This window comes from Frederiksenia canicola (assembly GCF_011455495.1).
Taxonomy (GTDB): Bacteria; Pseudomonadota; Gammaproteobacteria; order Enterobacterales; family Pasteurellaceae; genus Frederiksenia; species Frederiksenia canicola.
On record NZ_CP015029.1, the window covers coordinates 992790 to 1019684 of the forward strand.

23 protein-coding genes and 1 pseudogene are annotated in these 26895 nt (G+C 41.9%); 16 read left to right on the forward strand and 8 right to left on the reverse strand.

Going from position 1 to position 26895, the window contains the following annotated elements; translation table 11 throughout:
- Window positions 1-23 precede the first annotated feature (23 nt).
- Window positions 24-1442, forward strand: coding sequence for a PTS N-acetylmuramic acid transporter subunit IIBC (gene murP / locus A4G17_RS04870; RefSeq protein ID WP_123957194.1), 1419 nt, complete (start codon window positions 24-26; stop codon window positions 1440-1442).
- A 49-nt stretch (window positions 1443-1491) separates the two neighbouring features.
- Here the strand turns inward: murP and ybaK are convergent, their stop codons facing one another.
- Window positions 1492-1965 carry a Cys-tRNA(Pro)/Cys-tRNA(Cys) deacylase YbaK gene (gene ybaK / locus A4G17_RS04875; RefSeq protein WP_123957193.1) on the reverse strand — a complete coding sequence of 158 codons (474 nt, stop codon included), beginning with the start codon at window positions 1963-1965 and terminating at the stop codon, window positions 1492-1494.
- 94 nt (window positions 1966-2059) lie between these two features.
- Here ybaK and A4G17_RS04880 point away from each other — a divergent pair, with 94 nt between their 5' ends.
- Window positions 2060-3046, forward strand: a complete 987-nt coding sequence (locus A4G17_RS04880) for an oxidoreductase (RefSeq protein ID WP_123957192.1) — start codon at window positions 2060-2062, stop codon at window positions 3044-3046.
- Between the two features lie 34 nt (window positions 3047-3080).
- Here the strand turns inward: A4G17_RS04880 and ung are convergent, their stop codons facing one another.
- Window positions 3081-3749 carry a uracil-DNA glycosylase gene (gene ung, locus A4G17_RS04885; protein WP_123957191.1) on the reverse strand — a complete coding sequence of 223 codons (669 nt, stop codon included), beginning with the start codon at window positions 3747-3749 and terminating at the stop codon, window positions 3081-3083.
- Window positions 3750-3933: 184 nt separating this feature from the next.
- Between ung and grcA the strand changes: the two genes are divergently transcribed.
- Window positions 3934-4317, forward strand: a complete 384-nt coding sequence (gene grcA, locus A4G17_RS04890) for an autonomous glycyl radical cofactor GrcA (protein ID WP_123957190.1) — start codon at window positions 3934-3936, stop codon at window positions 4315-4317.
- 128 nt (window positions 4318-4445) lie between these two features.
- Here grcA and rpsO read toward each other — a convergent pair whose 3' ends face one another.
- The 5 genes from rpsO to A4G17_RS04915 all read right to left on the reverse strand — a co-directional run bounded on the left by rpsO (window position 4446) and on the right by A4G17_RS04915 (window position 10120).
- A complete protein-coding gene (gene rpsO, locus A4G17_RS04895) occupies window positions 4446-4715 on the reverse strand; it encodes a 30S ribosomal protein S15 (RefSeq protein WP_005597777.1) in 270 nt (89 codons plus the stop codon).
- Between the two features lie 149 nt (window positions 4716-4864).
- Window positions 4865-6181: a cation:proton antiporter gene (locus A4G17_RS04900; RefSeq protein ID WP_123957189.1), complete on the reverse strand. Its 1317-nt coding sequence runs from the start codon at window positions 6179-6181 to the stop codon at window positions 4865-4867.
- A gap of 89 nt (window positions 6182-6270) precedes the next feature.
- Window positions 6271-6855, reverse strand: coding sequence for a Crp/Fnr family transcriptional regulator (locus tag A4G17_RS04905; RefSeq protein WP_123957188.1), 585 nt, complete (start codon window positions 6853-6855; stop codon window positions 6271-6273).
- Between the two features lie 130 nt (window positions 6856-6985).
- On the reverse strand, window positions 6986-8434 hold the full coding sequence (locus A4G17_RS04910; protein ID WP_123957187.1) for a sulfatase family protein: 1449 nt from the start codon (window positions 8432-8434) through the stop codon (window positions 6986-6988).
- A 3-nt stretch (window positions 8435-8437) separates the two neighbouring features.
- Window positions 8438-10120 (reverse strand): solute:sodium symporter family transporter, encoded by a 1683-nt coding sequence (locus A4G17_RS04915; RefSeq protein ID WP_123957186.1) that lies wholly within the window; start codon window positions 10118-10120, stop codon window positions 8438-8440.
- Between the two features lie 260 nt (window positions 10121-10380).
- Between A4G17_RS04915 and A4G17_RS04920 the strand changes: the two genes are divergently transcribed.
- From A4G17_RS04920 to A4G17_RS04940, 5 genes are all read left to right on the forward strand, one after another.
- Complete coding sequence (locus tag A4G17_RS04920; protein WP_123957185.1) at window positions 10381-11187, forward strand: sulfite exporter TauE/SafE family protein; 807 nt, start codon at window positions 10381-10383, stop codon at window positions 11185-11187.
- A 101-nt stretch (window positions 11188-11288) separates the two neighbouring features.
- On the forward strand, window positions 11289-13169 hold the full coding sequence (locus A4G17_RS04925; RefSeq protein ID WP_123957184.1) for a SurA N-terminal domain-containing protein: 1881 nt from the start codon (window positions 11289-11291) through the stop codon (window positions 13167-13169).
- 40 nt (window positions 13170-13209) lie between these two features.
- Entirely contained in the window at window positions 13210-14481 is a 1272-nt protein-coding gene (locus A4G17_RS04930) for a hypothetical protein (protein WP_123957183.1), read from the forward strand.
- Window positions 14482-14493: 12 nt separating this feature from the next.
- Window positions 14494-15495, forward strand: coding sequence for an SPFH domain-containing protein (locus tag A4G17_RS04935; RefSeq protein ID WP_123957182.1), 1002 nt, complete (start codon window positions 14494-14496; stop codon window positions 15493-15495).
- A 37-nt stretch (window positions 15496-15532) separates the two neighbouring features.
- Window positions 15533-15778 (forward strand): outer membrane assembly protein, encoded by a 246-nt coding sequence (locus tag A4G17_RS04940; RefSeq protein ID WP_123957181.1) that lies wholly within the window; start codon window positions 15533-15535, stop codon window positions 15776-15778.
- A gap of 70 nt (window positions 15779-15848) precedes the next feature.
- On the opposite strand, the gene A4G17_RS04945 is transcribed toward A4G17_RS04940, so the two are convergent.
- The gene (locus A4G17_RS04945) at window positions 15849-16916 is read right to left on the reverse strand and encodes a PhoH family protein (protein ID WP_123957180.1); all 1068 of its coding nucleotides are present in this window, start codon (window positions 16914-16916) and stop codon (window positions 15849-15851) included.
- A gap of 213 nt (window positions 16917-17129) precedes the next feature.
- Between A4G17_RS04945 and A4G17_RS04950 the strand changes: the two genes are divergently transcribed.
- The 8 genes and pseudogenes from A4G17_RS04950 to hmpA all read left to right on the forward strand — a co-directional run bounded on the left by A4G17_RS04950 (window position 17130) and on the right by hmpA (window position 26872).
- Window positions 17130-18125 (forward strand): TRAP transporter substrate-binding protein, encoded by a 996-nt coding sequence (locus A4G17_RS04950; RefSeq protein WP_123957179.1) that lies wholly within the window; start codon window positions 17130-17132, stop codon window positions 18123-18125.
- A gap of 73 nt (window positions 18126-18198) precedes the next feature.
- A complete protein-coding gene (locus tag A4G17_RS04955; protein WP_123957178.1) occupies window positions 18199-18825 on the forward strand; it encodes a TRAP transporter small permease in 627 nt (208 codons plus the stop codon).
- A pseudogene (gene dctM, locus A4G17_RS04960) lies at window positions 18822-20104 on the forward strand (C4-dicarboxylate TRAP transporter large permease protein DctM). Before A4G17_RS04955 ends, dctM begins: the two are co-directional and overlap by 4 nt.
- Before the next feature lie 259 nt (window positions 20105-20363).
- Entirely contained in the window at window positions 20364-20885 is a 522-nt protein-coding gene (ccmE, locus tag A4G17_RS04965; protein WP_123957176.1) for a cytochrome c maturation protein CcmE, read from the forward strand.
- Complete coding sequence (locus tag A4G17_RS04970; RefSeq protein ID WP_123957175.1) at window positions 20882-22840, forward strand: heme lyase CcmF/NrfE family subunit; 1959 nt, start codon at window positions 20882-20884, stop codon at window positions 22838-22840. The genes ccmE and A4G17_RS04970 overlap by 4 nt, the downstream gene beginning before the upstream one ends.
- Before the next feature lie 27 nt (window positions 22841-22867).
- Window positions 22868-23035: a DUF5363 domain-containing protein gene (locus A4G17_RS04975; protein ID WP_165894260.1), complete on the forward strand. Its 168-nt coding sequence runs from the start codon at window positions 22868-22870 to the stop codon at window positions 23033-23035.
- Between the two features lie 138 nt (window positions 23036-23173).
- Entirely contained in the window at window positions 23174-25567 is a 2394-nt protein-coding gene (gene glgP / locus A4G17_RS04980) for a glycogen/starch/alpha-glucan family phosphorylase (protein ID WP_123957174.1), read from the forward strand.
- A gap of 150 nt (window positions 25568-25717) precedes the next feature.
- Entirely contained in the window at window positions 25718-26872 is a 1155-nt protein-coding gene (gene hmpA, locus A4G17_RS04985; protein WP_123957173.1) for an NO-inducible flavohemoprotein, read from the forward strand.
- Window positions 26873-26895 lie beyond the last annotated feature (23 nt).

A 26895-nucleotide genomic window follows, 5' to 3' on the forward strand; every position in this document is an offset into this window, starting at 1 on the left:
AAACTCATATATAGGAGGGCACTATGTCACATATCAATGAGGCAATGATTCAACGTTTAGTTGAACATTTAGGTGGAAATGAAAACATTCAGAATGTCACAAATTGCATGACAAGGTTGCGTGTGAGTGTCCAACATCCAGACCTAGTTGCTCAACAGCAACTAAAAGGCATTGAGGGAGTATTAGGAGTCGTCAATGCAGAAGAACAAATTCAAATTATTTTAGGTCCTGCTAAAGCCAATAAAGCGGCTGAAATGATGAAGGCATATTTGCAACGCCATCCATCTTTAGCTCAAGTCTCACGAGCAAATAAGCAACAAATCAAAGCCCAACAAACGAATCCTATTCAACAATTTTTCGCAAAATTCGCTACGATTTTTACGCCTCTCATTTCAGGTTTTATTGCAGCGGGGCTTTTGCTTGGGATTGCCACTTTATTACAACAAATATTTGTCACTGGCGTTTCAGAACCAAATACAACTTTAGTCGCACTGATTAATTATATGAAAGTGTTTAGTAAGGGGTTATTTAGTTTTCTCAGTATTTTGATTGGTTACAATGCGGCTAAAGCTTTTGGTGGTTCAGGTGTCAATGGGGCAATCTTAGCGTCTTTCTTTATTCTGACTTACAACCCTGATGCGAAAGGCATTTATTCAGGATTGAGTGACTTTTTCGGCTTAGCGATTGATCCAAGAGGCAATATTATTGGTGTGTTGATTGCCGCCATTGTGGGAGCAAAAGTAGAAAATTGGGTCAGAAAATTTGTGCCAGACAACTTAGATATGGTGTTGACCTCCACTATTACGTTACTCATCATGGGTTGTTTTACTTTCTTGGTCATTATGCCTATTGGCGTAGTGCTATTTGATGGAATGTCTTGGTTATTTAACCATTTAAACGGCAATCCATTTGGCAGTGCAGTATTAGCTGGGCTATTCTTGATAGCCGTGATGTTAGGTATTCACCAAGGTTTTGTTCCCGTTTATTTTGCATTAGTTGAAACGCAAGGATTTAATGCCCTTTTCCCAATTTTGGCAATGGCTGGTGCAGGGCAAGTTGGGGCAGCATTGGCATTGTATGTCAAAGCAAATAAAGGCTCGTTATTGCGTTCGCAAATTAAAGGGGCAATTATTCCTGGTTTCTTGGGGATTGGTGAGCCTTTGATTTATGGTGTGACTTTACCACGAGTGAAACCATTTATTACTGCGTGTATCGGTGGGGCTGCAGGCGGTTTTACAATCGGGCTGATTGCTTATCTCGGCTTCCCAATGGGGTTAAATACCGTATTTGGCCCATCAGGTTTGTTGGCGGTGCCATTAATGACATCAAACAGCGGTATTTTCCCTGCAATGGGCGTTTATCTATTTGGTACTCTCGTGGCGTATATTACGGGATTTGTCACTACTTACTTGTTTGCTACGAAGAACGTCGATTTAAGCTAAATCATTTGGCGGTCACATTTGCAAAAAATGGGGCAGAAGTGACCGCTTGTTATTCACTGATCTCTGCAAAAGAGGCATTGAGTAATGTGGCTAAATCTTGTGGTGAGAGTGCAATGTCTAACCCCCGTTTGCCACCAGAAACATAAATTTGATCAAAGCCTTGAGCAGAGCTATCAATCAATGTGGGTAAGCGTTTCTTTTGCCCTAGAGGACTAATTCCACCTAGCAAATAACCTGTCGTTTTTTGTGCGATGTCTTTATCTGCCATTTCAGCTTTTTTCACTCCTAACGCTTGTGCGGCACGTTTTAAATTGAGCATCTTCGCAACAGGAATAACTGTAACGGCGAGCTTTTTTTGATCGCCATTTTCAGCAATGAGCAAGGTTTTAAACACCTGATTTGCCTCTAAATTCAGCTTTTCAACCGCTTCTAAGCCAAAATGGGTATTGTTTGGATCATGTTCATAAGGGTGAAGGCTAAAAGGTATTTTCTGTTTTTTGAGTAAGTTGATTGCTGGGGTCATGATGTATCCTTATATTTTTTCTTTTCGCATCATTAGGTAAAAAAGAGTAGAATTACCATAATTTTTACGCCTTATTTTGACAGAGAGAACGAAAATGGCAAATTTCCATTTAGCAATTGCAGCTGATTTTTTACTTGCTGAAAAATTATTAGATGCTTTAGAACAATGTAATTTAGCAATTGATGCGATTTCCGCCGTGGAATTGGAGAGTTTTGGCGAAGAGCATAACTTGCGTTTTGGAGCAAAAGCCGTGCCTCAATTATCACTTGATGAAGTGGATTGGTCGCAGTTCAGCCACGTATTATTTGCGGGAAAAATGGCAAATGCAGAGCTGTTAGCGAAAGCCGTGCAAGCAGGTTGTATTGTGCTAGATCTTTACGGCATTACGGCGTTAATTGGCAATGTGCCTGTGGTTGTGCCGAGTGTGAACAATGAAGCGGTTGCCCATGTTCGAGAACGCAATATCGTGGCGTTAGCTAACCCGCAAATCAGCCAGTTAGCGTTAGCCTTGAAGCCATTGTTAGATAAGCCATTACAGCAAATTTTTGTTTCATCTTTATTGCCATCAGCCTATTTCGGTGATGAGAAAGTGCGTGAGTTAGCAGGGCAAACCGCGCAGTTGCTTAACGGTATTCCATTAGATGATGAAAAGCCACGAGTGGCATTTGATGCCGTTCCTGCAAATGTACAAGGTGACGAGGCAAGTTTGCCTTTTTCTCGAGCATTTGAGTTACAACTTGCAAAAGTTTTGCCGAATCTGACCGCTTGTGTCACCTTCCATTCTGTGCAAGTGCCCGTATTTTACGGTATTTCACAGATGATCAGCGTGCAGTCTGAATATCCGTTAGATACCCATGAAATGAGCCAGTTCTGGCAATCACAAGAGTGGATTGATTTCCACGAAAATGAGGTGATTACCGCAGTCAAAAATGGTGAGAATGAAGAGTCAAACGGATTGCAAATTAGCCAACTACTCGCAAAAAGCGATAACAGCGTACAATTCTGGAGTGTAGCAGATGAACAGTGTTTCAGCTTGGCGTTTCTGGCCGTTGAGTTGTTGAAAGACGTGTTGGAATACTGATTAAAAATGCTTGAGTTATCTCAAGCATTTTTTGTTAGAGCGATAGGGGTAATTGCCAATTGATTTCGGTGAGATGATGTTGGCGTAAATACGCATTCGCTTTAGAAAAATGGCGACAACCAAAAAAACCTCGATGAGCCGAAAGAGGCGAAGGATGGGGGGCGGTTAGTACGCAATGGCGATTGCGATCGATAAATTGCCCTTTTTTCTGTGCATGGCTGCCCCAAAGCAGAAAAACTAAATGCTCACGGTGTTGATTCAATTGAGCAATCACTTTATCGGTAAACCTTTCCCAACCAATATTCGCATGTGAATGTGCTTTTCCTTGTTCAACCGTGAGCACCGTATTGAGCATCAAAACGCCCTGTTTTGCCCAGTCGATTAAATAACCATGTTGTGGAATTTGAAAGCCAACATCTTGGGACAGCTCTTTATACATATTGAGTAATGACGGCGGTGGAGCGATGTTGGGTTTAACCGAAAAGGAGAGACCATGGGCTTGATTCGGGCCATGATAAGGATCTTGGCCTAAAATTACCACTTTCACTTGCTCAAATTCCGTTAATGAAAAAGCACTAAACACCTCATTCTGCGGAGGATAAATGGTTTTCCCTGCCAGTCGTTCTTGATGAATGGTGTGCAAAATAGCTTGAAAATACGGTTGTGATTTTTCTTCTCCAATGGCCTCTTTCCAGGTTTTCATATCTATCCTTGTTAGCAATAGGTAAATTGACGGTTGTAAAATGTTAAAAGTGCTCAAAATTTGTTCTTTGAATGCAATTTAAACAAAAAATAAGCAACTTTTTCTCGCTTTTTCTTGATGAGTTGTTAGAATACTCAAAATTTTTTGAAACTTTAAACTTTTTTAATAATCTCAGGAGTTCCCCATGATCAAAGGTATTCAAATCACTCAATCTGCTAATCATAACCTATTAAATTCATTTTGGTTATTAGATGAAGAGAAAAATGAAGCACGTTGCTTAGTTGCAAAAGGCGACTTCGCAGAAGACCAAGTGGTTGCAATTGATGCGTTAGGTGAAATTGCATACCGTGAAGTGCCAGTAAACGTTGCCCCAACAATTAAAGTGGAAGGCGGTCAGCACTTAAATGTGAACGTATTACGCCGTGAAACGTTGGAAGATGCGGTGAAAAACCCAGAAAAATACCCACAATTAACCATTCGCGTTTCTGGCTACGCCGTGCGTTTCAACTCATTAACACCAGAGCAACAACGTGATGTAATTACTCGTACTTTTACAGAAAGTTTATAATTAGATTTAAAACTAAAAAGCACCTTCGGGTGCTTTTTTATTTGCAAAATTATCTCAGGAACTGACCGCTTGTGGTCCACGGAATATAAAAAAACCGAGCCATTTGGCTCGGTTTTCTAAATTTGAAATTAGCGACGTAAACCTAAACGTGCGATAGTTTCAGAATATTTAGCAAGATCAGTACGTTTTAAGTAGTCTAATAATTTACGACGGCGTGAAACCATACGTAATAAACCACGACGACCGTGGTGATCTTTTTTGTGCTCTGCAAAGTGTGCTTGTAAGTGGTTGATTTGTGCAGTTAAAAGTGCGATTTGCACTTCTGAAGAACCAGTATCTTTTGCATCACGACCAAATTCAGCAACGATTTTTGCTTTTGCTTCTACGCTTAGAGACATTTTTTACTCCTAAAAGGTTGAGTGAATATTCATCAATAGCCGATCTCTAATTCAGCTACGACACGAAGTTGCAAATTCTAAAGGTAAAGAGACGAGATTTCAATGCCTTTATCTTGCAAGCGGTCACTTTTGTGTGATTTTTTGCAAATCTAGTGTTTATTTATTTGCCCTGTTGGTTGCAAATATTCCTCTTTGTTTGGATCAACGGTTTTTGCTTTGCGAATAATCGGTTCAATGGTGGTACCTTGGGCGAGAATGGAGAACATCACCACAGAATAGGTCATCACTAGAATTAAATCTTTCACATCAATGTCATTCACATAGGCGGTTTTGGCTGGAATGGCTAACGCCATTGCTAATGCCAAACCACCACGCAAGCCGCCCCAAGTCATAATTTTCAATGTGTATGGGTTATATGTGCGGACACGTTGCAAGAGTTTAAACGGTAGCCATAAACTGGCATAGCGGCAAGCTAAGCAGATTGGAATTGCAGCGATCATCAAAATGATGCCGTAGATGTTGAAATCCACCAGTAACAATGCAAAGCCGATTAAGAAGAACAGCAAGAAGTTTAAGAAGTGGTCGATCATTTCCCAGAAGTGATCAAGATAACGTTGACTTTGCTCTGAGAAGCCTGAATGGCGTGTCCAGTTGCCGATCATAATCCCTGAAACTACCATTGCTAATGCTCCTGAAACGTGTAACACGTTGTTCGCCAACATAAAGCCTGCGGTTGGAATAGTGAGGGTAAGCAAAATTTCCATACTACCGTCATCGGTGGATGAAATCAGTATATGGGCGATGAACCCGAGCACGAAGCCGAGTAAAATTCCGCCGATTGCCTCGTGTAAGAACAAGCCTAGAATGCTGGAAAAACTGGCTTCTTGCCCACCAAATGCCACCGCGAAAATAGTGATAAAGACCACCAAGCCCACACCATCGTTGAATAACGATTCGCCTTCCACTTGCATTGATAAGCGTTTTGGCGCCCGCAAGTTTTTGATAATGGCTAATACGGCGATGGGGTCCGTTGGTGAAATTAACGCACCAAACAGTAAGCAGTAGATGAAATCAATCGGCAAGCCGATGAGATTGCTGATGGCGTAAACGGCACCGCCGATAAAAAAGGTGGAGGTCGTTGTGGAGAATAATGCGAAAATGGTGATTTCCCATTTTTGATCTTTGAGAACTGGTAATTTGATGCCAAGTGATCCTGCAAAAAGTAAGAAACCTAAAATGCCATTTAATAAAAAGCTATTAAAATCAACTTGTTCCATCACGTCTTTAGCAACGCTGCCGATGTTAAACCAACCAAGCCAACCAAAGAAAAGAAGCAGTAATGATCCGACCATCGCTGAAGCAGTAATCGCAATAGTGGATTGGACTTTGTCGCTGATTTTGCTGGTGATAAAGCCAAGTAAAATCGACAACGCCGAGAGAAAACAGATATAGGCGTAAATTCCCATAGGGCGTCCTTAGAATTGAAGTGTCACGAAAGTGGCGGATTATAAACTAATTTTTAGATGCCGTATAAAAATTCACATCATTTTAACGACTACTTGTGTTTGTGAATCAGCACATCAGTTAGCAAGCCATTTCGTTTTAATTCGTTAGCAATGCGGATCGCAGTTTCAGTTTCGCAGCCTGCGTATTCAGCAATTTCACGATAAGTCCAATTATAATAGGGGAAGTGTTGGGTAAGAAAATAGATGCTGTCGATGACACGATCCAAGGTACGTAGATAGGCACTTTTAGCGAGTCGTTGCTCTGCATCACGCAATTCGTTGGCGATTGTTTGCAGTAGCATCTTGCTGACGATGGGGTTTTCAAGGAAAAATTGATTGATGTCATCGGGTTTGATACGGATAATTTCCGCTTCAACCAACACTTTAGCATTACAGTGATATTGGCTATCACCAAATAGTGTTCGGTAGCCAAAATATTCACCTGTCTGGTACAACCTTACTAAGCTCTCTTTGCCGTTATCCAAAGTGTGATATAAGCCAACTAAACCGTTTTGAATGAAATAAAACTCCTTAGCGGTTTCTCCTTGTTTGTAAATGCTCATGCCTTTTGAAAGGGGATGGAGATGAGTGAGTTTACAGGCATTAAGCAGATCGGGGGTTAAATTCATTTCCATTGAACTCTCCATAATTATGTCAACGTGAGGCAGTATTCTAAGTATATTTGCAAAAAATTTGAAGAAAATGACCGCTTGTGTCACTGACAAACAAGCGGTTAGTTTTTATCAAGATTTTGCAAATGCACATTTAGATTTCATCAATGATCCGATACACCCAGTTTTCGAGAGGATCATTCAAGCGTTTCATCTCGGCACGCATTTCTTCTAACATCTCTTTTTTGATTTCACGATAGCGGTCGTCGTAGAACAAATTGTGCATTTCTTCAGGATCTTGGCGAATATCATAGAGTTCGCACAGATCCGTGGCATTAAACACTAATTTGTAATCTTTACGTCGCCACATTCGTTGCTCAAAATAGACAAAATGTCCTGCAAGCTGACCGAGCAAGCCTTTGCGGTCGTTCGGTTGATTCTGGCGGGTGATCGGCAGAATGGTTTCACCTTGGAAAGCTTCGGGCACTTTTTGCCCTGCGATGTCGAAAACGGTGGAGGTTAAATCGTGCAAATAGACCAAATTGTCGTCCACTTGATTGACGCGATCTGACTTCGGATCTTTGATAATCAACGGAATGTTGTAGGTGCTTTCAAACATAAACTCACCTTTTTCAATCATTCGATGTGCTCCCATGGCATCGCCGTGGTCGGCAGTAGCAACAAGGAAGGTGTTATCGTACAGATTGTTTTCTTCTAAGAAGGTAAACAGCTCGCCGATAGCATCGTCGATCATTGTGATGTAGCCCCAGAATTTTGAGATCACTTCACGCCAACGCTCTTCGCTTGCTTCCCACATTCCCCACATTTTTGAAATGGTGCGAAAGTGATTTGGTTTATCTTCAAGCGGTTGGAAAAAGCTTTTATCTAGAACGATGTCTTTCGGATCGTACATTGAGTAGTAAGGCTCTGGCACAACGCATGGAGTATGTGGTCCCCAGAAGTTGATCCACGCAAAGAACGGTTTTCCCTCCGACAAAGATTCTGTGATGTAGCGTTTGGCTTCATCAATGATGAAATACTCAATAGTTTCTTCTCGCGTGCCAGACAATAAACCGCATAGCTCCTGCACTCGCAAATGGGGATTATCACCAAAGTAGGCTTTGCTTACCGTTGGGGCTTCGTACCCTTTTTCTTCTAACCACTCTTTATAGCGGTTTGAGTGTGTTGGTGGTTGGTTGAACACCAAATTTTTATATACCCCACTACCTGGATAGCCATAACCGTCGAAATTATGCCCTTTAATGCCATAATCTTCAGGCACAGATTTAGTACCAACATGCCATTTACCCACTACATAAGCATTGTAGCCTTTCAAGTTGGCAATGTTTGGGGCAGTTTGGCTGATTTCGCCTGTGCCACCTTTTTCGCCATTTTTGATAATGCCGTGGCTAGACGGCATTAACCCTGTGAACAGCGATGTGCGAGCGGGTCCACACACCGAAGCGGGCGTGAACGCATTATTGAAACGAATACCATCTTTCGCTAGTCGGTCTAAATTTGGGGTTTTCACTATCTGATGTCCATAAGTCCCCAACATATCCTTACGAACCTGATCTAACAGAATATAGATAATGTTATTCATAATTTACGCCTTTTGTTTACGACCTAATACCGCAATTATAATCACTTGTAGTACTGCCCATACACCTAAAATTAAGGTGGCGTTGCCTTCTGGTGAGGCTAAACCCAGCGGTGATAAAATGGCATAAAGTGTGACTAAACCTAATACTAAGGATGCAACGGTTACTTTTGCGTATTCCCAGTTAGTTAAATCCACATTAGCGTGGTTTACGGTGTTGTCTTCATACGGTGTTTCGCGTTTGAGGAATTGACCTAACACTAACATTAACACCACATCAAATACGAACAAGCACGCCATTACATACACAAAGTTCCATTTTACTTGGAATACCCAAACGATGCAGAAGTAAAGGATAACGTGAGCAAGCAAGGCAATACGTGCAGCTAAACCAGATACGGTTTTGTTGAATAAGCCAACGGCAAAGAGTGCCACGATAGGAATGTTCACAAAGCCTGCAAAACGTTTAGTGACAAGGAAGATACCGTCTGTACCGAACATCAATAACGGTGCAATAATAATGGTTACCACCGCCATAACGGCAGAGACTTGTTTTGCAAAGCGAATGAGTTCCGTATCCGTACGTTCTTTTTTGCTGATGGATGGTAATAAGTCTTTACAGAAAATAGTTGCTGCAGAGTTTAAGAATGAGTTGAAGGTACTCAATACTGCACCGAATAACGCTGCAACGAAGAAGCCTTGTAATGCGGTTGGCAGTACTTTATTGACTAATTGTGGATAAGACGCATCAATTGGTTTTAAACCTTCTCCAAGAATATGGAAACTCAATAAACCCGGTAAATTAAGAATGATTGGAAGTAAAAGTAGGAATAATGCGGCAATTAAGATTCCTTTTTGGCCCGCCTTTAAATCTCTCGCACCTAAGGCACGTTGAACAATTGCTTGGTTGGTCGTCCAGTAGAAGAAGTTTACGATTAAAATTCCTGTAAACATAGCTGGCCAAGGTACTGCATCGGTAGCACTACCGATAGCATTGAACTTCTCAACATGTGTCGTGGTAATAATGTGGAACCCTTCGGAAATACTGCCGTTACCCAAATAGCTCAAGGCGAAAATGGGCACGAGCAACGCTCCGATTACCAACAACACGGCATTCCAAGTATCTGACACCGCAACTGCTTTCAATCCACCGAAAATCGCATAAATTGCTCCTACGATCCCGATAGTGATAACAGTATAAACAATGGCTTGACCGTAACTTAAACCGAATAAAGTTTCTAAGTTAAACACTTTATTAAAGGCGATTGCCCCCGTATAAAGTGCGGTTGGAATCACGATAAAAAGATAGAAAATTAAGAAAAGTGTCGACATAATCAAGCGAGTTTGACGGTCAAAACGGTTTTCAAAAAATTCTGGAATAGTGGTATATCCGTTGCGGATATATTTTGGAAGTAGATAGAGAGCTAAGAAACAGAGCGGTATAACGGATTGAACTGTCCATGCAATAATTGAGAAGTTGCCTGCATAAGAGTTTGCATTCACTCCGATTAACTGTTCGGTAGAAAGTGAGGTAAGCACCATTGAGCAGCCGATGACAACGGCACTTAACCCACGTCCTGCCAAGAAATAGCCCTTAGAAGTTGTTAAATCATCGTTTCTGGTTTTATACCAAGAAACCCCTGCCACCAAGCCTGTGACGATTAAAAAACTGACTATGGTTAAAAACATATAGTCCTCCCGTACGTTATCTATAATTCATCTATCCTTGATTACTGCTAAACGCTCCTTATAAAGTCCTATTCTAAATAAACCACAATTAGAATGTTTTTAAGCATAGTATGATTATTTACTTTGTGATTATGATAATAATCATAGAGTTAAAGTGATCTTGATCACATTTCAGAAAATTTCTCAAAATATGAGAATGATCATAAATAAAGCCCAAACAACATTGCCATAATTAGCACCCAATAATGAAAGGGGGAATTATGAGCCTATCTCTCATCTTAATTTTAATTGCTTGTGGCATTCTCGCAAATTTCATGTCAGCGTTATTTGGCATTGGTGGTGGGGTATTGATTGTACCCGTGTTAAGCACACTTTTTCCTGACTTACCTTTTCAAATGATCTCCGCAACCTCCCTCACCATTGTGATGGGAACGGCCTTAATCAATCTCTACTATTTTTATCGGCAACATATTCAAATTAGCTATAAAGCAATGTTGGTTTGGTCGGTAGGCATGTTGATTGGTGCTCAAATTGGCTTTGAAAGCAGCTTTTACTTGCCGAAAAATATTATTATCGGAGTGTTTATTATCACGCTTTTACTGCTTGCTATTCGAACATTATGTTTTTACAACACTGCAAAATATAGTGAGAATCTGACCGCTTGTGAGTTGCCAAAAGGCATTTTTCTTTGTCTATTTGGCGGAACCGTGGCAGGAATGACGGGGATTGGCGGCGGGTCAGTGATGGCTCCTCTGATTGCACAGCTTAAAAGCGTGAAGCCGCATCAAATTGCGGTCTATTCTAACTACATGATGGTGATAGGTGGGCTTGGCAATATGTATGGCTATGTAACGAAAACACCTGAATTACAATTGGATAACTCATGGCAGCTAGGCTACATCAACTTTTCGGTGGCTGCCTTGGTCGTTTTAAGCTCTTTTTTCACGAGTTTTGTGTCAATGAAAGTGAAAGGCAAATTGCAACCAGACCTTACTCGTAAATTACTTGGCATCATTTTGTTGCTGATCGCCACTTACATGTTTGTCTTACAGCATTTATCATTTTAACAAGCGGTCAGTTCCTTAAGATTTTTTGCAAAAATTCAAATTGGAGAAAAAGGGAGTTTTCAGTATAATCGGCACAATTTTTTTATGTTAGGAACATCACAATGATTGAAAAAATGCACGATAAGAGCAGCAGTCTTGCTTTTAAAATTATTTTTGCATTAGTGTCGGTATCCTTCGTGCTTGGTGGGATCGGAACCGGTTTTTTACGAGCAGATACCTCAGCGGTGAAAGTCAATGGCGAAGAAATTTCACAATACGCCTTTAGCCAAGCAAAAAACCGCCAACAAAATGCGATGAATGCTCAGTTAGGTGAGCGTTTTTGGGATTTACTAGACAACCCAGAATACAACAAACAGTTTAACCAGTCGATTTTAAACGGTTTAATTGAAGATGAATTGCTTCGTCAATATGCCAAGCAACTGAAATTGGGCGTAAGTGTTAATCAAATCAAGTCTGAAATTGTGAATTCGCCGAATTTCCAAAAGGATGGTAAGTTTGATAACGCACTTTATCAGCAACTATTGCGTAACAATAATATCAGTGCGGATCAATATGCTTCCATCGTTTATGAAGGTGTGCTTTTTTCGCAACTGCAAGAAGGTATTGTGGATAGTTATTTTACGGTACCAGTACAGCAAGAACAGTTAGCAAAATTGTTGCTTCAAAAGCGTTCAGTGCGTTTAGCGACGCATTCATTGGCAAAAGAAACAGACACTCAAGTTGCCTCTAACGAAGAACTGCAAACTTACTATGATGCACATAAAGCAGAGTTTATCAATCCTGAAAAATTAACGGTTGAATATGTTCGTATTACGCCAAAAGATTTAGCGTCTCGGATCCAAATTACCCCGGAGCAGATTGACACTTACTACCAAACCAATCGTTCTCAATTTGTTACCCAAGGCGAAGCGAAAATTGCACATATTCAAGTGGCTGATGAAAATACAGCAAATGAAATTGCTCAACAACTTAACGCAGGTGGCGATTTTGCTGCCTTAGCCAAAGAAAAATCAGCGGATAAATTGTCTGCGGTACAAGGCGGTGAACTTGGTTGGGCGAAAGCAGGTACTTTCCCGAAAGCCTTTGAAGAGGCATTAAACGGCTTACAAGCAGGGCAAGTCAGTCAGCCAGTGAAAGTGGATAGTGCATTCCACATCATCAAAGTGTTAGAGCGTAAGCCTGAAAATATAGTGCCAGTCGAGAATGTGAAAGAGCAAATTGCCAACATTATTCGTCATGAGTTAGTGGCAACGGAATATTCAGCAGTTACTCGTGAAATGGCAAACAAAGCTTTTGAAAGTAGTGGCTCACTTGAAAGTGTTGCACAATTAGGCAATGTTAAAGTCGAAAAAACGGAAGCATTTAGTCGTGATAGTGTACCTGCAGTATTGAACCACGATAAAGTGTTAAAAGTGCTATTCGACGGTGAATTACGTCAAAATGGACAAAATTCCGATGCGATTGATTTAACCAATGGCAACCATATAGAAACGATGTTTGTTCGTGTAAGTGACTACAAGGCTCAAAGTAATCAAACCTTTGACGAAGCGAAAGTTGCCGTTGAACGTGCAGTAAAACGTGAAAAAGCGGAAAAAGCATTATTAGCGAAAGCAGAAGAGCAAGTAAAAGCCTTGCAAGAGGGCAACGCACAGGCGGTAAGTTTTGCTCCAGAGCAAACGTTAGTTTTTGCTGAAGCACAAATTACTCATCCCGTGTTAACCAAAACTATTTTTTCAATGGCAAGGCCTAAGGATAAAACGGCTTATCAAGTGGCACGCAATGCAGAAGGCGATGTGATTATTGTTGGCTTAGATAAAGTGGAAGATGGAAAAGTAGAAGACTTCAAACCGCTTGAAGCCCAGTTCAATCAAGCTGATCGCCTTGTGTTGCGTTATAATCTTGTGCAGGATTTACGCGAGCGAGCAAAAATCGAGTTTAATGAAGATTTTATCGAGCAAATCAATACATTAGACAATAAATAGTGATAAAAACGGGGAGTGCTGTAAAAGGACAGTTTTACAAATGGCAAAACGAATAAAACCCATTAAGTGTCCGCAATGTGGTGCAACACAAGCTACCGAAACCAAACCTGATTATTACCGTTGTAATAGCTGTAATTCTGCGTTTTTTATCGATAGCGATGATATAAATATCAATCATCGACATACCTACGATACACCCCAAATTTCGATTAAAAACCTAAAAACACTCAAATTGTTAGGTATCGGAATTGCCGTATTTTTTCTGATAATGATGGTCATCTCATTGCTGCCATCTAAATCAACCTATTCTCCTGCTACTGTTCAAGCAAACAAATCCTATTGGGATATTGAGGCAGTTATCCCCACCGCCAACAAAGAGGGCGAACCGATTGCCATAGCGGTGGGCGATATTATTTCTGGTAATCATCCTAACGAAATCTACAAGCCTACTTTTGGCTTTTTTTACGCCAAAACCTTCAAAGAAATTGCCGCGGTACCGATTGAGATAGAAAAAGTGCTCAAAGTTCGTTGGAAAAAAATGGACGAAGGCAAAACCTATGTTGTAATCAATGAAAATCGTTTGTTTTTGTTAGATGAAAAAACATTGAGCATCAACGAAATAACACCGCAAAGCATCCGATTGCCTGAATTCGACAAAGGATTTGCCAAGGTAGAAACAAACAGTGCTTACCAAAATTCACTTCGCATCACCAACAACTTGGGTAAAGAATATTATTATTTTCCAATGATGAATAAGGCATTTCGTGAGGACGCTTATGCAGAAGTAAACCGTGCTATTTTAGAATCTCCGACAGCACCACAGGAGGTAACTCGATTTGCTTTTTCAAAAGCATCTCTTTCTAAAGACGAAGGCGTGGAAGATAAACTGCCTGGGCTTTTTAAAGTAAAAACACAAGGGCAAATGGGGTATCCATATAAGTGGCTTTATTTGCGTTGGAGTAAAAAGGGGTTGTATATAGACAAAGAGTCACGAGTTACGTCTTATGAAAATTTTACTCCTGAGCGAACTTATTTAAAACCTGAAGTATTGCATTACGATGAAAATGAGGTGTTTATCCTTTTCAAATACGAGTTGGCAGAAGGCAGTCCCTACTTTTTCCAAGGGCTTGATGCACAGACGGGCGAGGTAAAATTTACCTTACAACGTAAAGACATGGATTATCTGAGAGATGATTATGTTGCTAAAACAAAAGACGGTTATTTAATAACGCTCCACGGTATTTTCCTGCTAAACACAAAAGAAGGAAACTTAGAGGAGCTTGAGCTTAGAGAAGCATTAACGCAAAGGTAAAATCAAATTATTATGGGCATACTCAACATTTTTAGCAATCAACTTTCCGCTGTCATTGAGTGGAAAAATCCGAAACCGAATGTAATTTGGTGGAAATATCCATTAAAACGCGATGAAGTTATTAATGCCAGCAAACTTATTATCGCTCCCGCACAAGGCTGTGCTTTGGTGTACGAAGGGGCTTTGGTGGAAATCATCGAAGAAGAGGGGATTTATAATCTCAAAACCGACAACCATCCGTTTATCACTACGCTTACCAAATTGCGTCAGAGTTTTGAAAGTGAACACAAGCTCAAAATTTATTTTTTCCGTAAGGCACAGATTCTCAATCAGCGTTGGGGGACACCAAGCCCAATTAAATTCATCGATAGTACTTATAAAATCCCTGTGGAATTGGGGGTAAACGGCAATTTTTCATACAAAATTGCCAATCCTAAACATTTTTACACGGAAATTATCGGCGAAACCGATGAATTTATGGCTGAAACAATGAGCCAATCCGTAGCCGAACGCATTCCGCAACTTATTGCTGAAATCATTCATGAAAAGCGGTATTCCTACATTGAAATTGACGGAAAAATTCACGACATTGCCCGTGATATCTCCTTAAAGATCAGTGACGAATATCAAAATTTAGGGCTAGCACTCACGGATTTTCGTATTGTAGGAACGCAATTTGATGAAGCAACCCAAGAGCGTATTGGGCGTGTTGCCGATGTGGCTGCCGATGTACAAGCGGCTCAGCAAGCGGGATTGGATTATGTAGAATTGGAAAAACTGCGTGCTTTACGCGATGCGGCTCGTAATGAAGGCGGGCTGGCTGGTGCAGGGCTTCAATTTGGTGTGGGTATGGAAATTGGTAAAAAGTTCAACGAACAAACCGAGACTACTCTGACCAAAGGAAGTGCCGATGCTGCCGAACAGCTTCGTAAACTAAAAATCTTGCTGGACGAAAACATCATCACTTCGGAAGATTTCGAGCTTAAGAAGCAAGAAATCTTAAGAAAAATGTAGTTTTTGAATTTTTCACTTAATTCTTTAAATTTAAAAAATGAAATACATTATTGGAACGATTGTAGTGCTGATTGTTTTATCGATCGGAGCTTATTTTTTAGCAGATTTGTGGGGATACACACTCATTACTCCCGAAGATCTTAAAAAAAATGCTATTACTGTGATGATTGTAGGCACGGTATTGATTTTGCTATTGATTCTTGTGCCGTTTTTCTTCAAAAATAATGCAAAAGGCTACATCGAAAAACACCAAGGAATTGCACAGCCTAAAAAGAAACCGTAGAAAAGTAGCATCGTACTGTAACAAGCGGTCAGTTATTTGCAAAATGTTGCCAGAAACTGACCGCTTGCTGTTAAAGCTGTTCAGCCTGTTCTAAGATTTTCTGCTGTTCGGCTTCTAATTTGGCTAAACGGCGTTCTTCTCTACGCTGCTCGTCTGCGGCTTCCCAAATGTCGTAGGCTTGGACGATTTTTGCCACCACAGGGTGACGCACGATGTCTTGGCTATCGAAGTAGTTGAAGCTCAAATCGGGCACGTCTTTTAATACTTCCATTGCGTGTTTCAAGCCAGATTTGGTGTTCCGAGGCAAATCAACTTGGGTCACGTCACCTGTAATCACTGCTTTTGAGTTAAAACCGATGCGAGTCAAGAACATTTTCATCTGTTCGGTGGTGGTGTTTTGGCTTTCGTCTAAAATAATGAAGGCATCATTGAGTGTTCGTCCACGCATATAGGCAAGTGGTGCAATTTCAATCACATTTCGCTCCATCAATTTTTGGGCACGTTCAAAGCCGAGCATTTCAAATAACGCATCGTACAAAGGGCGTAAATAAGGCTCAATTTTTTGCCCTAAATCTCCAGGCAAGAAACCGAGTTTTTCGCCTGCCTCCACCGCAGGGCGGGTGAGTAAAATGCGGCGAATTTCTTGGCGTTCGAGTGATTCCACCGCAGCTGCTACGGCTAAAAAGGTTTTTCCCGTTCCTGCAGGTCCAATTCCAAAGCTGATGTCGTGACTCAAAATATTGCGTAAATAGGCTTGCTGATGTTCGCCACGCGGTTTGATCACCCCACGTTTGGTTTTAATCGCAATTTCGTGCCCTGACGATTGCCATTGCCCTTGTAATAACATTCGGCTTTCTTGAATGGCAAGATGCACATTTTCTAAATCTAATTCTTTAATTTTACCTTTAATTGGTGCAGTTTCGCTGTAAAGCTGCTGAATGAGTTTGGCACTGTTGTGTAAAACGCTGTGGGAATAGTGATTTTCTTCGGCAGGTTGTAAGGTGAAAGTAAATGCATGGCGGGCAATGATTAAATTGAAACTTTTTTCAATTAATGCCAAATTCTCATCAAATGCACCGCATAAAGATTGCAATCGGGCATTATCTTGTGGTTCAAGGGTGAAAATCAATTCGTTCAAAATTATTCCTCAAAGAATGAAACTGGCAAGAGTGTAAACAACCTTTGCAAAATTCTCAATGGAACTGACCGCTTGTGACCGACTTTTTTGTGAAGGTTGGAAAAAAATGAGAAGTATGTCAAATTTTTGTAACAAGAATGTTTACTTTTTTAGAAAATCGGGCAAATTACCGCCTGTCTTTTCTCCCTAACTTATTTCAGTGAGGCAAACACCATGTTACATAACAATTTTAAAAAGTTAGTCGGTGCATTAGCACTTACCGCAACACTTTCTTTTTCTGCATGGGCAGATCCGATTGTGATTAAATTCTCGCACGTTGTTGCAAATGAAACACCAAAAGGTCAAGGTGCTTTGATGTTCCAAAAATTGGTGGACGAACGTTTAGCAGGCAAGGTGAAAGTGGAAGTCTATCCAAACTCCTCACTTTATGGTGATGGTAAAGAAATGGAGGCATTGTTGCTCAACAATGTACAAATGTTGGCGCCATCTTTGGCAAAATTTGATAAATACACATCAAAAATCCAAATTTTCGATTTGCCGTTTTTGTTTGATGATATTGAAGCGGTTCAACGTTTTGAGCAAAGCGAAGCAGGTAAATCACTTCTTCGTTCAATGGAAAGCAAGGGAATTACAGGTCTTGGCTATTGGAACAATGACCTAAAACAACTTTCTGCGAACAAGGAATTGCGTGAGCCAAAAGATGCCCGTGGCTTGAAGTTCCGTGTGCAAGCGTCAGAAGTGTTAGATGCTCAATTCAAAGCATTGAAAGCGATTCCGCGTAAAATGGCATTTGGTGAAATGTATCAAGGGTTACAAACAGGGGTTGTGAACGGGGCGGAAAACCCATACTCAAACATTTATTCACAAAAAGTACATGAAGTACAAAAATTCATTACCGAATCTAACCACGGCCTACTCTCTTATATGGTGATTGTGAATACGCAATTCTGGAACGGTTTACCAGCAGATATTCGTACTGAATTAAGCAAAATTCTTGATGAAGTTTCTGTAGAAGTGAATAAACAATCACATGCACTTAACCTTGGCGATAAGCAAAAAATTATCGACTCTGGTTCATCTCAAATTATCACATTAACGCCAGAACAGCGTGAAAAATGGCGTGAAGCGGTTCGTCCCGTTTGGAAACAGTTTGAGGATGCAATTGGTAAAGAGTTAATCCAAGCTGCTGAAGCCTCAAACAAAAAATAATCTCATCTTTTGACGTAAATTGAGTGCGGCAGTGTGAATTCTGTCCGCACTTTTGTTGTTTTTAGGAGTGAAAATGGCTGCTTTAAAATGGTTTTGGGAGCGTTTTGAAGAGTGCTTCATCGCGATTCTCTTAATGGTGATGACACTCGTCACGTTTTTTTATGTTGTTTTTAATAATTTATATAACGTTTTTTTTGACCTTGCAGAGAAATTTCCAAGCACTGCTGCTGTAGCAGAGCCTATTGGTGAATTTATTATGACCACAGCACAAGATATGACATGGAGTGTGGCGGTTACTAAAGTTTGTTTCGGCTGGTTGATTTTCTTTGGTGCGTCTTATGGTGTGCGTACCGCTGGGCATATTGGCGTTGATGTCTTGGTGAAAAGATTGTCTAAGTCAGGACAACAAGCGGTCAGTTTAGTCGCAGGTTTTGCGTGTTTAGCCTATGGCTTACTCATCGGTTATGCGAGTTATGAATGGATTTATGCCATGTTCGTGACAGATATTGGGGCTGATGATTTGCATCATTTCAATATCAAATTATGGCAAGTGGGGCTCATTATGCCACTTGGCTATGCGTTAATTTCAATTCGCTTTTTACAAATTTTGATCCGTATTTGGCAAGGTAAGCAAACGAATCTTGGCTTAGCAGATGAAAGTGAAGATGCGTTGAAACTCGCACAAGGAGAAGAAAAATGACCATTTTAGTGCTATTTGCGTTACTCTTTTTATTGATGTTCATTGGCGTGCCGATTGCGATTTCATTGGGGTTGTCAGGGGCAGTGACGATTATGCTATTTAGCCAAGACTCATTAAGTTCTTTGGCAATCAAGCTTTTTGAAACATCAGAACACTATACTTTACTCGCCATCCCATTCTTCTTGCTTGCAGGTGCATTTATGACAACGGGCGGCGTGGCAAGACGTTTAATTGACTTTGCCAATGCGACGGTTGGACATATTCGGGGGGGTTAGCCATTGCGGCGGTACTTTCTTGTATGCTATTTGCGGCACTTTCTGGCTCAAGTCCTGCAACGGTTGCCGCAGTTGGCTCGATCGCGATTGCGGGAATGGTGCGTTCTGGCTACCCAGTGGGTTTTGGTACCGGGATCATCTGTAACGCGGGTACGCTCGGTATTTTAATTCCGCCTTCTGTGGTGATGGTGGTGTATGCTGCCGCCACGGAAACTTCGGTGGGTCGTTTATTTATGGCAGGGGTTGTACCAGGGTTATTACTTGGCGTTGCGTTGATGGTCGCCATTTATATCGTTGCCCGCATCAAAAAATTACCTGCACAGCCAAGAGCAACCGTCAAAGAGTGGTTAAGAGCGGGGCGTAAGGCTATTTGGGGCCTACTGCTCATGGTGATCATTTTAGGTGGCATTTACAGTGGTATTTTTACGCCAACAGAAGCCGCGGCCGTTGCGGCAGTTTACTCTTTCTTTGTTGCGGTCTTTATCTATAAAGATGTCAAACTAAGCGAATGCCCACGTGTATTACTAGACTCAGCAAAACTGAGTGTGATGTTGATGTTTATCATCGCAAATGCCATGCTTTTTGCTCACGTGTTGACCACGGAACAGATCCCACAACTGATTACTGAAACGGTATTGAAATGGGAATTACAGCCATGGACATTCTTAATCATTGTCAATGTGATCTTATTGATTGCGGGGGCTTTTATGGAGCCGTCGGCGATTATTTTGATCCTGGCTCCGATTCTGTTCCCAATTGCAGTGCAACTCGGTATTGACCCGATTCACTTAGGGATCATTATGGTGGTGAATATGGAAATCGGTTTGATTACCCCGCCAATTGGCTTGAACTTATTCGTCGCTTCAGCGGTGTCAAAAATGCCATTGACAGAGGTGATTAAAGCTGCGATGCCGTGGTTATTACTCTTACTCACATTCCTTATTTTTATTACTTATATTCCAGCCATTTCAATGGCTCTGCCGAATTGGATTGGAATTAATTAATTTACGCGTTTACAAGCGGTCGGATCCAGCAAAAAATTTGCAAAATGTAGAGCTAAACTGACCGCTTGCTCCTTTAATTTTCATCTCACATTTTTGACGTCTACCAAAAGTTTGAAGATAGTCAAACTTTTGGCATATTGTTGAACAATATGTAATGGATTTATTAAACAGATAGGCGATTACTCTTTGCTTTTTTGTTACACTAATCCCGATTTTTTCGCTCAACTTTTTAGGGCGATTTTCTATTTTCGGAGTGAATATGAATCCAAGACGTAAATCAAGACTGAAAGCGGTATTAGCCATTTTATCGGGTGTTGCGGTGGCCGCTGGGCTGACATTGTATGCGTTAAGCCAAAACATCGATCTTTTCTATACACCAAGTGAAATTGTCTATGGCAAAGAAAACGATCCGAAAACGAAACCGGAAGTGGGGCAACGTATTCGGGTTGGTGGAATGGTGGTTGAGGGCTCGGTAAAGCGTGATAAAAAGAGCTTAAAAGTCGAATTTGGATTAAACGATATCGGGCCTGCGATCCAAGTGGAATATGAAGGCATTTTGCCAGATCTGTTTCGTGAGGGGCAGGGCATTGTGGCACAGGGCGTATTGATTGAACCGACCAAACTGCGAGCAACCGAAGTGTTAGCGAAACACGATGAAAATTATATGCCACCAGAGCTTAATGATCAGATGAAAAAACAGCATCAGCCAATGGGGATCTCTGAAGGCGATTTGAAAGGACAATCCGAACGGGATCGGATGCAAATCGAGGATAAAAAATGATTGCAGAACTTGGAAATTATGCCCTTGCCTTGAGCTTGGCGTTGTCAATATTATTGGCAATCTTACCGCTTGTGGGGGCGGCAAAAGGCAATCAAAGCTTGATTTTACTAGCTCGACCGATGACGTGGGCGGTATTTTTATCGCTTAGCGTCGCATTCGGTTCGTTGTTCTATTTATTTGCGGTGAACGATTTCAGCGTGCAGTATGTGGTAAATAACTCGAATAGTTTACTGCCGCTGCAATACCGCTTGTCTGCTGTGTGGGGATCGCACGAAGGTTCATTGCTATTGTGGGGCTGGCTACTTTCGCTATGGGCAGTAGCGGTGGCGGCCTTTACTCGCCAGATGCCTGAAGAGGCGGTCGCGAGAGTGTTGGGCGTGATGGGGTTGGTGAGCATCGGCTTTTTGGTGTTTATGATCTTCACGTCTAACCCGTTTGACCGCACTTTCCCGAACTTTCCGGCCGATGGAAAAGAACTTAATCCAATGCTGCAAGATGTTGGGTTGATTTTTCACCCGCCACTGCTTTATATGGGCTATGTGGGATTTTCGGTGGCATTTGCCTTTGCGATCGCTTCTTTGATGACAGGGCGATTAGACACGGCCTGGGCAAGATGGTCTCGCCCTTGGACCATGGCTGCGTGGGTCTTTTTAACTCTTGGTATCGTGTTAGGTTCGTGGTGGGCCTATTATGAACTAGGTTGGGGAGGCTGGTGGTTCTGGGACCCTGTGGAAAATGCCTCCCTAATGCCTTGGATTGCAGGTACGGCGTTAATCCACTCATTAGCGGTAACCGAAAAACGCAGTACTTTCAAAGCATGGACAGTATTACTTGCCATTTTGGCCTTTTCGCTTTGTCTACTCGGTACTTTCTTGGTGCGTTCGGGTATTTTAGTATCGGTACACGCTTTCGCCTCCGATCCAACGCGAGGTTTGTACATTTTAGCGTATTTGGTGGTAATCATCGGTGGATCATTGCTACTTTACGCCTATCAAGGCAGCAAAATCAAAAGTTTAGATAATTACGAACGCTATTCACGGGAAAGTGTGCTGCTACTCAACAATGTGTTGTTGATGGCGTTTTTATCTGTGGTCTTTCTCGGTACGATTTTACCGTTGATCCATAAGCAGATCGGGCTTGGCACGATTTCTATCGGAGCGCCTTTCTTCGATCAAATGTTTATGATTTTAATGGTGCCATTTGCCTTTTTATTGGGCATAGGGCCGTTGGTGAAATGGCGACGAGATCAAGTCTCTAGCATCCGTAAACCCGTGCTGATGAGCCTTGCGGTAATGATTGTGCTCGGCGTTGGCTTGCCGTATCTGTTTGCCGATGTGATTACTGTCAGTGTCGTGCTTGGCACCATGATGGCGGTGATTATTGTGGCATTAAGCCTATATGAACTGCACCAACGAGCGACCCACCGTCACCCCTTTTGGACGGGCATTTTCAAACTTTCCCGCTCCCACTGGGGAATGGTGTTAGCTCACTTAGGGGTGGCGATGACGGTGTTTGGTATTGCCTTTAGCCAAAACTTCAGCATTGAAAAAGACGTGAGAATGAAGGTGGGAGATACGGCTCAAATTCTTGATTATAGCTTTACATTCAAAGGGATACGCGACAGCAATGGGCAAAACTATATTGGTGGGACGGCAGATATTGAAATCACCCAAAACGGCAAATATGAAGCAACCTTACACGCGGAAAAACGGTTCTACAATGTCAGTAAAATGGGGATGACTGAAGCAGCAATTGACTGGGGCTTCACTCGCGATCTGTACGCAGCCCTTGGCGAACGCTTAGATGACGGCTCATGGGGCTTGCGGTTATACTACAAACCGTTTATCCGCTGGATCTGGCTCGGCGGCTTGTTTATGGCATTGGGCGGCTTGTTGTGTATGATGGACAGACGCTACCGATTAAAAGTAGTGAAGCCACAAGCGGTCACTTCCTAGTAAAATTCTGCAAATGAGGAGAATAGAATGGCTGAAGAAAACAAAAGCTGGTTTAAAAAACTCATCGAACAATACAATCAACTGTGTAAAGATTTAGGTGTCGATAATGGGGCATGTCGTAGTTGCGTGCCAGTGGTGAAATTCGACCCTGAACAAGATGAACAGAAAGCCGAAAAGCCGGAACAAAAATCGTAACCAAAGGGGGCAAGTCGTCCCCTTCTCTTTTTTCCTACCCCCCTTTCATACGCTGATTTTTCCCCCTAAGGATGATTTTTCTGGTGAAATTGTCGCTAATAATGCCACTATCAATCGAAAACAGATTCGGAGTGTTAAATGTCTTCTTTTCAAACTTTATTAGAAACTTCGCTGAAAACGTATTGCGAAGAACGTTTCGTTCAACCTGAACAATTAACGGACCGTCAATGGTACCAATTTATTGCCGAAGTGAGCCAACAAGCGGTTTTGCAAAGCTTTCCTCACAACCCACCGCTTGTAAGTACACGCAAAGTGAATTATTTGTCGATGGAATTTTTGATCGGGCGTTTGCTTGGTAACAATTTAATGAATTTAGGCGTGTATGATCAAGTGCAACAGTTGCTGGCAAAGTGCGGTAAGAATTTGGTCGATATTTTAGAACAAGAGCGTGATCCATCTTTGGGCAACGGTGGCTTAGGGCGTTTGGCAGCATGCTACTTAGACTCCATGGCGAGCTTATCGCAAGCGGCGGTAGGCTATGGCTTACATTACCAATACGGTTTGTTTAAGCAATTAATCGGCTATCACGGTGAGCAGTTAGAGCGTGGCGATGCGTGGAACCGTGATTTTTATCCGCAACAATATCACCGTGCTGATTTGCAACAAAAAGTTGGTTTTGGTGGTCAAGTGGTGCATTTGCAAGACGACAAATATCAATGGCAACCTGAGTGGGAAATCTTCGGCGAAGCCTTTGATTTGCCTGTGGTGGGTTATAAAGGCGTGCAGCAGCCGTTACGTTTATGGCAAGGTTATAGCGAAACGGATTTCGATTTTGCTGTGTTCAACGATGGCGATTATTTGCATGCAGAAAGCCGTGTCATTGATGCCTCTAAGTTGACCAAGGTGCTTTATCCGAATGATAACCACCAAGAAGGTAAAGCGTTGCGTTTAATGCAACAATATTTCCATTGTGCGTGTTCTATTGCGGATATTCTGCGTCAGCATTTGGCACAAGGTCGTAGCCTTGAGCAGTTGCCAGAGTTTGAAGTGATTCAGCTCAATGACACTCACCCAGCAATTGCGATTCCCGAATTGATGCGCGTGTTACTCGATCAATATGAATTGAGCTGGGAAAAGGCGTGGTCGATCTGTTCAAAAACGTTCGCTTACACTAACCACACTTTGTTGCCAGAAGCCTTAGAACAATGGGATCAAACCTTGGTTGCAAAATTGTTGCCACGCCACATTATCATCATTGAGCGAATCAACAACGAATTGCATCATTTGGTGAAAGCGGAATTTAACGAAGACGAATTTGCACAAGCTTGGTATGAAACGGCGGTATTAATGGACAACCGTGTGCGAATGGCGAATTTATGTGTGGTCGGTTCTTTTGCAGTGAATGGTGTGGCACAAATCCACTCGGATTTAGTGGTGAGCGATCTGTTCCCAGCCTACGCTCGCTTGTTTAAAGGGCGTTTCCACAATGTGACCAATGGTGTAACGCCTCGTCGCTGGATCCGCCAAGCCAACCCTGCGTTAAGTGCCTTGCTTGACCAGCACGTTAAAGGCGACTGGACAAAAGATCTTGAATTGCTCCGTCAAATCGAACCACTTGCAAAAGATCCACAGTTCCAGCGTGCTTATCAAGCGATCAAACAGCAAAACAAACAGGCATTAGCCCAAGTGATCGAGCAAGAAATCGGCTTGAAAGTGAATGGCGAGGCAATTTTTGATATTCAAATCAAACGCTTCCACGAATACAAACGTCAGCAGCTCAATTTGTTGAACATCATCGCCACTTATCAGGAAATTAAAGCCAACCCTGAACAAGCGGTAGTGCCACGTTTATTCGTCTTTGCAGGAAAAGCTGCACCTGGTTATTTCTTGGCGAAGCAGATCATTCAAGCGATCAACAACTTAGCGGCGACGATTAACAGTGATCCTGATATGCAAGGTAAACTGCAAGTGGCGTTCTTGCCGGACTACCGAGTGAGCTTGGCGGAAAAAATCATTCCAGCAGCGGATGTATCTGAACAAATTTCCTTAGCTGGTAAAGAAGCCTCTGGTACAGGTAATATGAAACTGGCACTAAACGGGGCGATTACCATCGGCACATTAGACGGGGCAAACGTCGAAATCGCTGAATTTGCGGGCGAAGAAAACGTCGTGATTTTCGGGCATACAGTAGAAAGCGTGCGTGAATTGCGTGCCAACGGCTACAACCCTCGTGAATACTACGAACAAGACGACGTATTACGCAATGCGATCGATGCCTTAACGGACGGCAGCTTTGCTAACGGTGATCAACACCGTTACGATGCGTTGGTGGATAACTTAATCAACCACGATCCGTTCTGTACACTGGCCGATTTTGCAAGCTATCGAGCGGCACAGCAAGAAATTGCAAAACGTTACCAGAATCAGACCGCTTGGGTAGAGTCGGCAATTCTGAATACCGCACGTCTTGGCGCCTTTAGTTCAGACCGCTCTATTCGTGATTACCAAACGCGAATTTGGAAAAAAGCGTAAAGAAAATGTTGAGCTTGTTGCGGGAAACTTAAGAAAGTTTTGATTTTTCTCAAGGCATAGACATTTATTTTTAAGTATCTTGCATCTGAAATACCTGACAAAAATGGTCGGGTATTTCTTTTTCAACTTTACCTAAATAGTGGAGTGACTATGTTAGATCAACAAACAAAAGACATTATTAAAGCAACAATTCCTGTATTAGAACAACACGGCACAACGATTACGCAAACATTCTATAAAAATATGTTTGCCGCCCATCCTGAATTACTCAACATTTTCAATAAAACCAACCAAAAGCAAGGACGTCAGCCAATGGCATTAGCGAGCACAGTGCTTGCTGCAGCAAAACATATTGATAATTTAGGTGACATTCTTCCACATGTTATGCAAATCGGTCATAAACACCGTGCATTAGAAATCAAAGCAGAGCATTACCCAATCGTAGGCGAAAATTTATTGATTGCCATTAAAGAAGTGCTTGGCGACGCGGCGACACCAGAGATTATTGATGCGTGGGCAAAAGCCTATGGCGTGATTGCAGATGTCTTTATTCAAGTTGAACAAGCGATGTACGATAAGGCAGCATGGCAAGGCTTCAAACCATTTAAAGTGGTTAATAAACGCCCAGTGTCTGATAGTATCGTGGAGTTTACGGTAACGGCCGATTTCCCATTACCAAAAGTGGAAGCTGGTCAATACATTACTGTTCGCGTTCAACCAAAAGGGGAAGAAAACCTTTCTCTTCGCCACTATTCTATTTGCTCCGTGGATACCTCAACTGGTCTTAAATTTGCGGTAAAACGTGAAGGAACAGGTGAGCGTAAAGGCTTAGTATCTCACTACTTACATGATGAGATCCAAGTCGGGGACACATTAGAATTTACTGCACCGGCGGGCGATTTCTTATTAGCTGAGAGCGATAAACCACTCGTATTGGTCAGTGGTGGGGTAGGGATTACCCCTGTTGTTGCAATGCTTGAGCAACAAGTGAATCAAAATCCTGCTCGTCCAATTTATTGGGTTCATTCTTGCTTTAATGAAAAAAATCACGCATTTAAAGCAGAAGTTGAAACCTTACTTGAAAAAGCTCAACACGCAGTTGCTCACATTGTATATACTGAAAATGCACCACGTATTGATGTGAATTTCGTGAAGCAACATTTACCACAAGGATCAGATGTTTATCTCTGTGGATCAATTGGCTTTATGGAAGATGTGCTTGCGGCGTTAAAAGAGAGTGGCTGGGCTGAAAGCGATATACACTTTGAGCCGTTTGGGCCAAAAATGAGTGTAGTAAGTGTATAAAATAGCACTTAAAACCGTGTAGA

What these genes read in the sequence shown, in the direction of transcription:
- murP (WP_123957194.1), top strand. Translation starts at nt 24, where the DNA reads ATGTCACATATCAATGAGGCAATGATTCAACGTTTAGTTGAACATTTA.
- ybaK (WP_123957193.1), bottom strand. Translation starts at nt 1,965, where the DNA reads ATGACCCCAGCAATCAACTTACTCAAAAAACAGAAAATACCTTTTAGC.
- A4G17_RS04880 (WP_123957192.1), top strand. Translation starts at nt 2,060, where the DNA reads ATGGCAAATTTCCATTTAGCAATTGCAGCTGATTTTTTACTTGCTGAA.
- ung (WP_123957191.1), bottom strand. Translation starts at nt 3,749, where the DNA reads ATGAAAACCTGGAAAGAGGCCATTGGAGAAGAAAAATCACAACCGTAT.
- grcA (WP_123957190.1), top strand. Translation starts at nt 3,934, where the DNA reads ATGATCAAAGGTATTCAAATCACTCAATCTGCTAATCATAACCTATTA.
- rpsO (WP_005597777.1), bottom strand. Translation starts at nt 4,715, where the DNA reads ATGTCTCTAAGCGTAGAAGCAAAAGCAAAAATCGTTGCTGAATTTGGT.
- A4G17_RS04900 (WP_123957189.1), bottom strand. Translation starts at nt 6,181, where the DNA reads ATGGGAATTTACGCCTATATCTGTTTTCTCTCGGCGTTGTCGATTTTA.
- A4G17_RS04905 (WP_123957188.1), bottom strand. Translation starts at nt 6,855, where the DNA reads ATGGAAATGAATTTAACCCCCGATCTGCTTAATGCCTGTAAACTCACT.
- A4G17_RS04910 (WP_123957187.1), bottom strand. Translation starts at nt 8,434, where the DNA reads ATGAATAACATTATCTATATTCTGTTAGATCAGGTTCGTAAGGATATG.
- A4G17_RS04915 (WP_123957186.1), bottom strand. Translation starts at nt 10,120, where the DNA reads ATGTTTTTAACCATAGTCAGTTTTTTAATCGTCACAGGCTTGGTGGCA.
- A4G17_RS04920 (WP_123957185.1), top strand. Translation starts at nt 10,381, where the DNA reads ATGAGCCTATCTCTCATCTTAATTTTAATTGCTTGTGGCATTCTCGCA.
- A4G17_RS04925 (WP_123957184.1), top strand. Translation starts at nt 11,289, where the DNA reads ATGATTGAAAAAATGCACGATAAGAGCAGCAGTCTTGCTTTTAAAATT.
- A4G17_RS04930 (WP_123957183.1), top strand. Translation starts at nt 13,210, where the DNA reads ATGGCAAAACGAATAAAACCCATTAAGTGTCCGCAATGTGGTGCAACA.
- A4G17_RS04935 (WP_123957182.1), top strand. Translation starts at nt 14,494, where the DNA reads ATGGGCATACTCAACATTTTTAGCAATCAACTTTCCGCTGTCATTGAG.
- A4G17_RS04940 (WP_123957181.1), top strand. Translation starts at nt 15,533, where the DNA reads ATGAAATACATTATTGGAACGATTGTAGTGCTGATTGTTTTATCGATC.
- A4G17_RS04950 (WP_123957179.1), top strand. Translation starts at nt 17,130, where the DNA reads ATGTTACATAACAATTTTAAAAAGTTAGTCGGTGCATTAGCACTTACC.
- A4G17_RS04955 (WP_123957178.1), top strand. Translation starts at nt 18,199, where the DNA reads ATGGCTGCTTTAAAATGGTTTTGGGAGCGTTTTGAAGAGTGCTTCATC.
- ccmE (WP_123957176.1), top strand. Translation starts at nt 20,364, where the DNA reads ATGAATCCAAGACGTAAATCAAGACTGAAAGCGGTATTAGCCATTTTA.
- A4G17_RS04970 (WP_123957175.1), top strand. Translation starts at nt 20,882, where the DNA reads ATGATTGCAGAACTTGGAAATTATGCCCTTGCCTTGAGCTTGGCGTTG.
- A4G17_RS04975 (WP_165894260.1), top strand. Translation starts at nt 22,868, where the DNA reads ATGGCTGAAGAAAACAAAAGCTGGTTTAAAAAACTCATCGAACAATAC.
- glgP (WP_123957174.1), top strand. Translation starts at nt 23,174, where the DNA reads ATGTCTTCTTTTCAAACTTTATTAGAAACTTCGCTGAAAACGTATTGC.
- hmpA (WP_123957173.1), top strand. Translation starts at nt 25,718, where the DNA reads ATGTTAGATCAACAAACAAAAGACATTATTAAAGCAACAATTCCTGTA.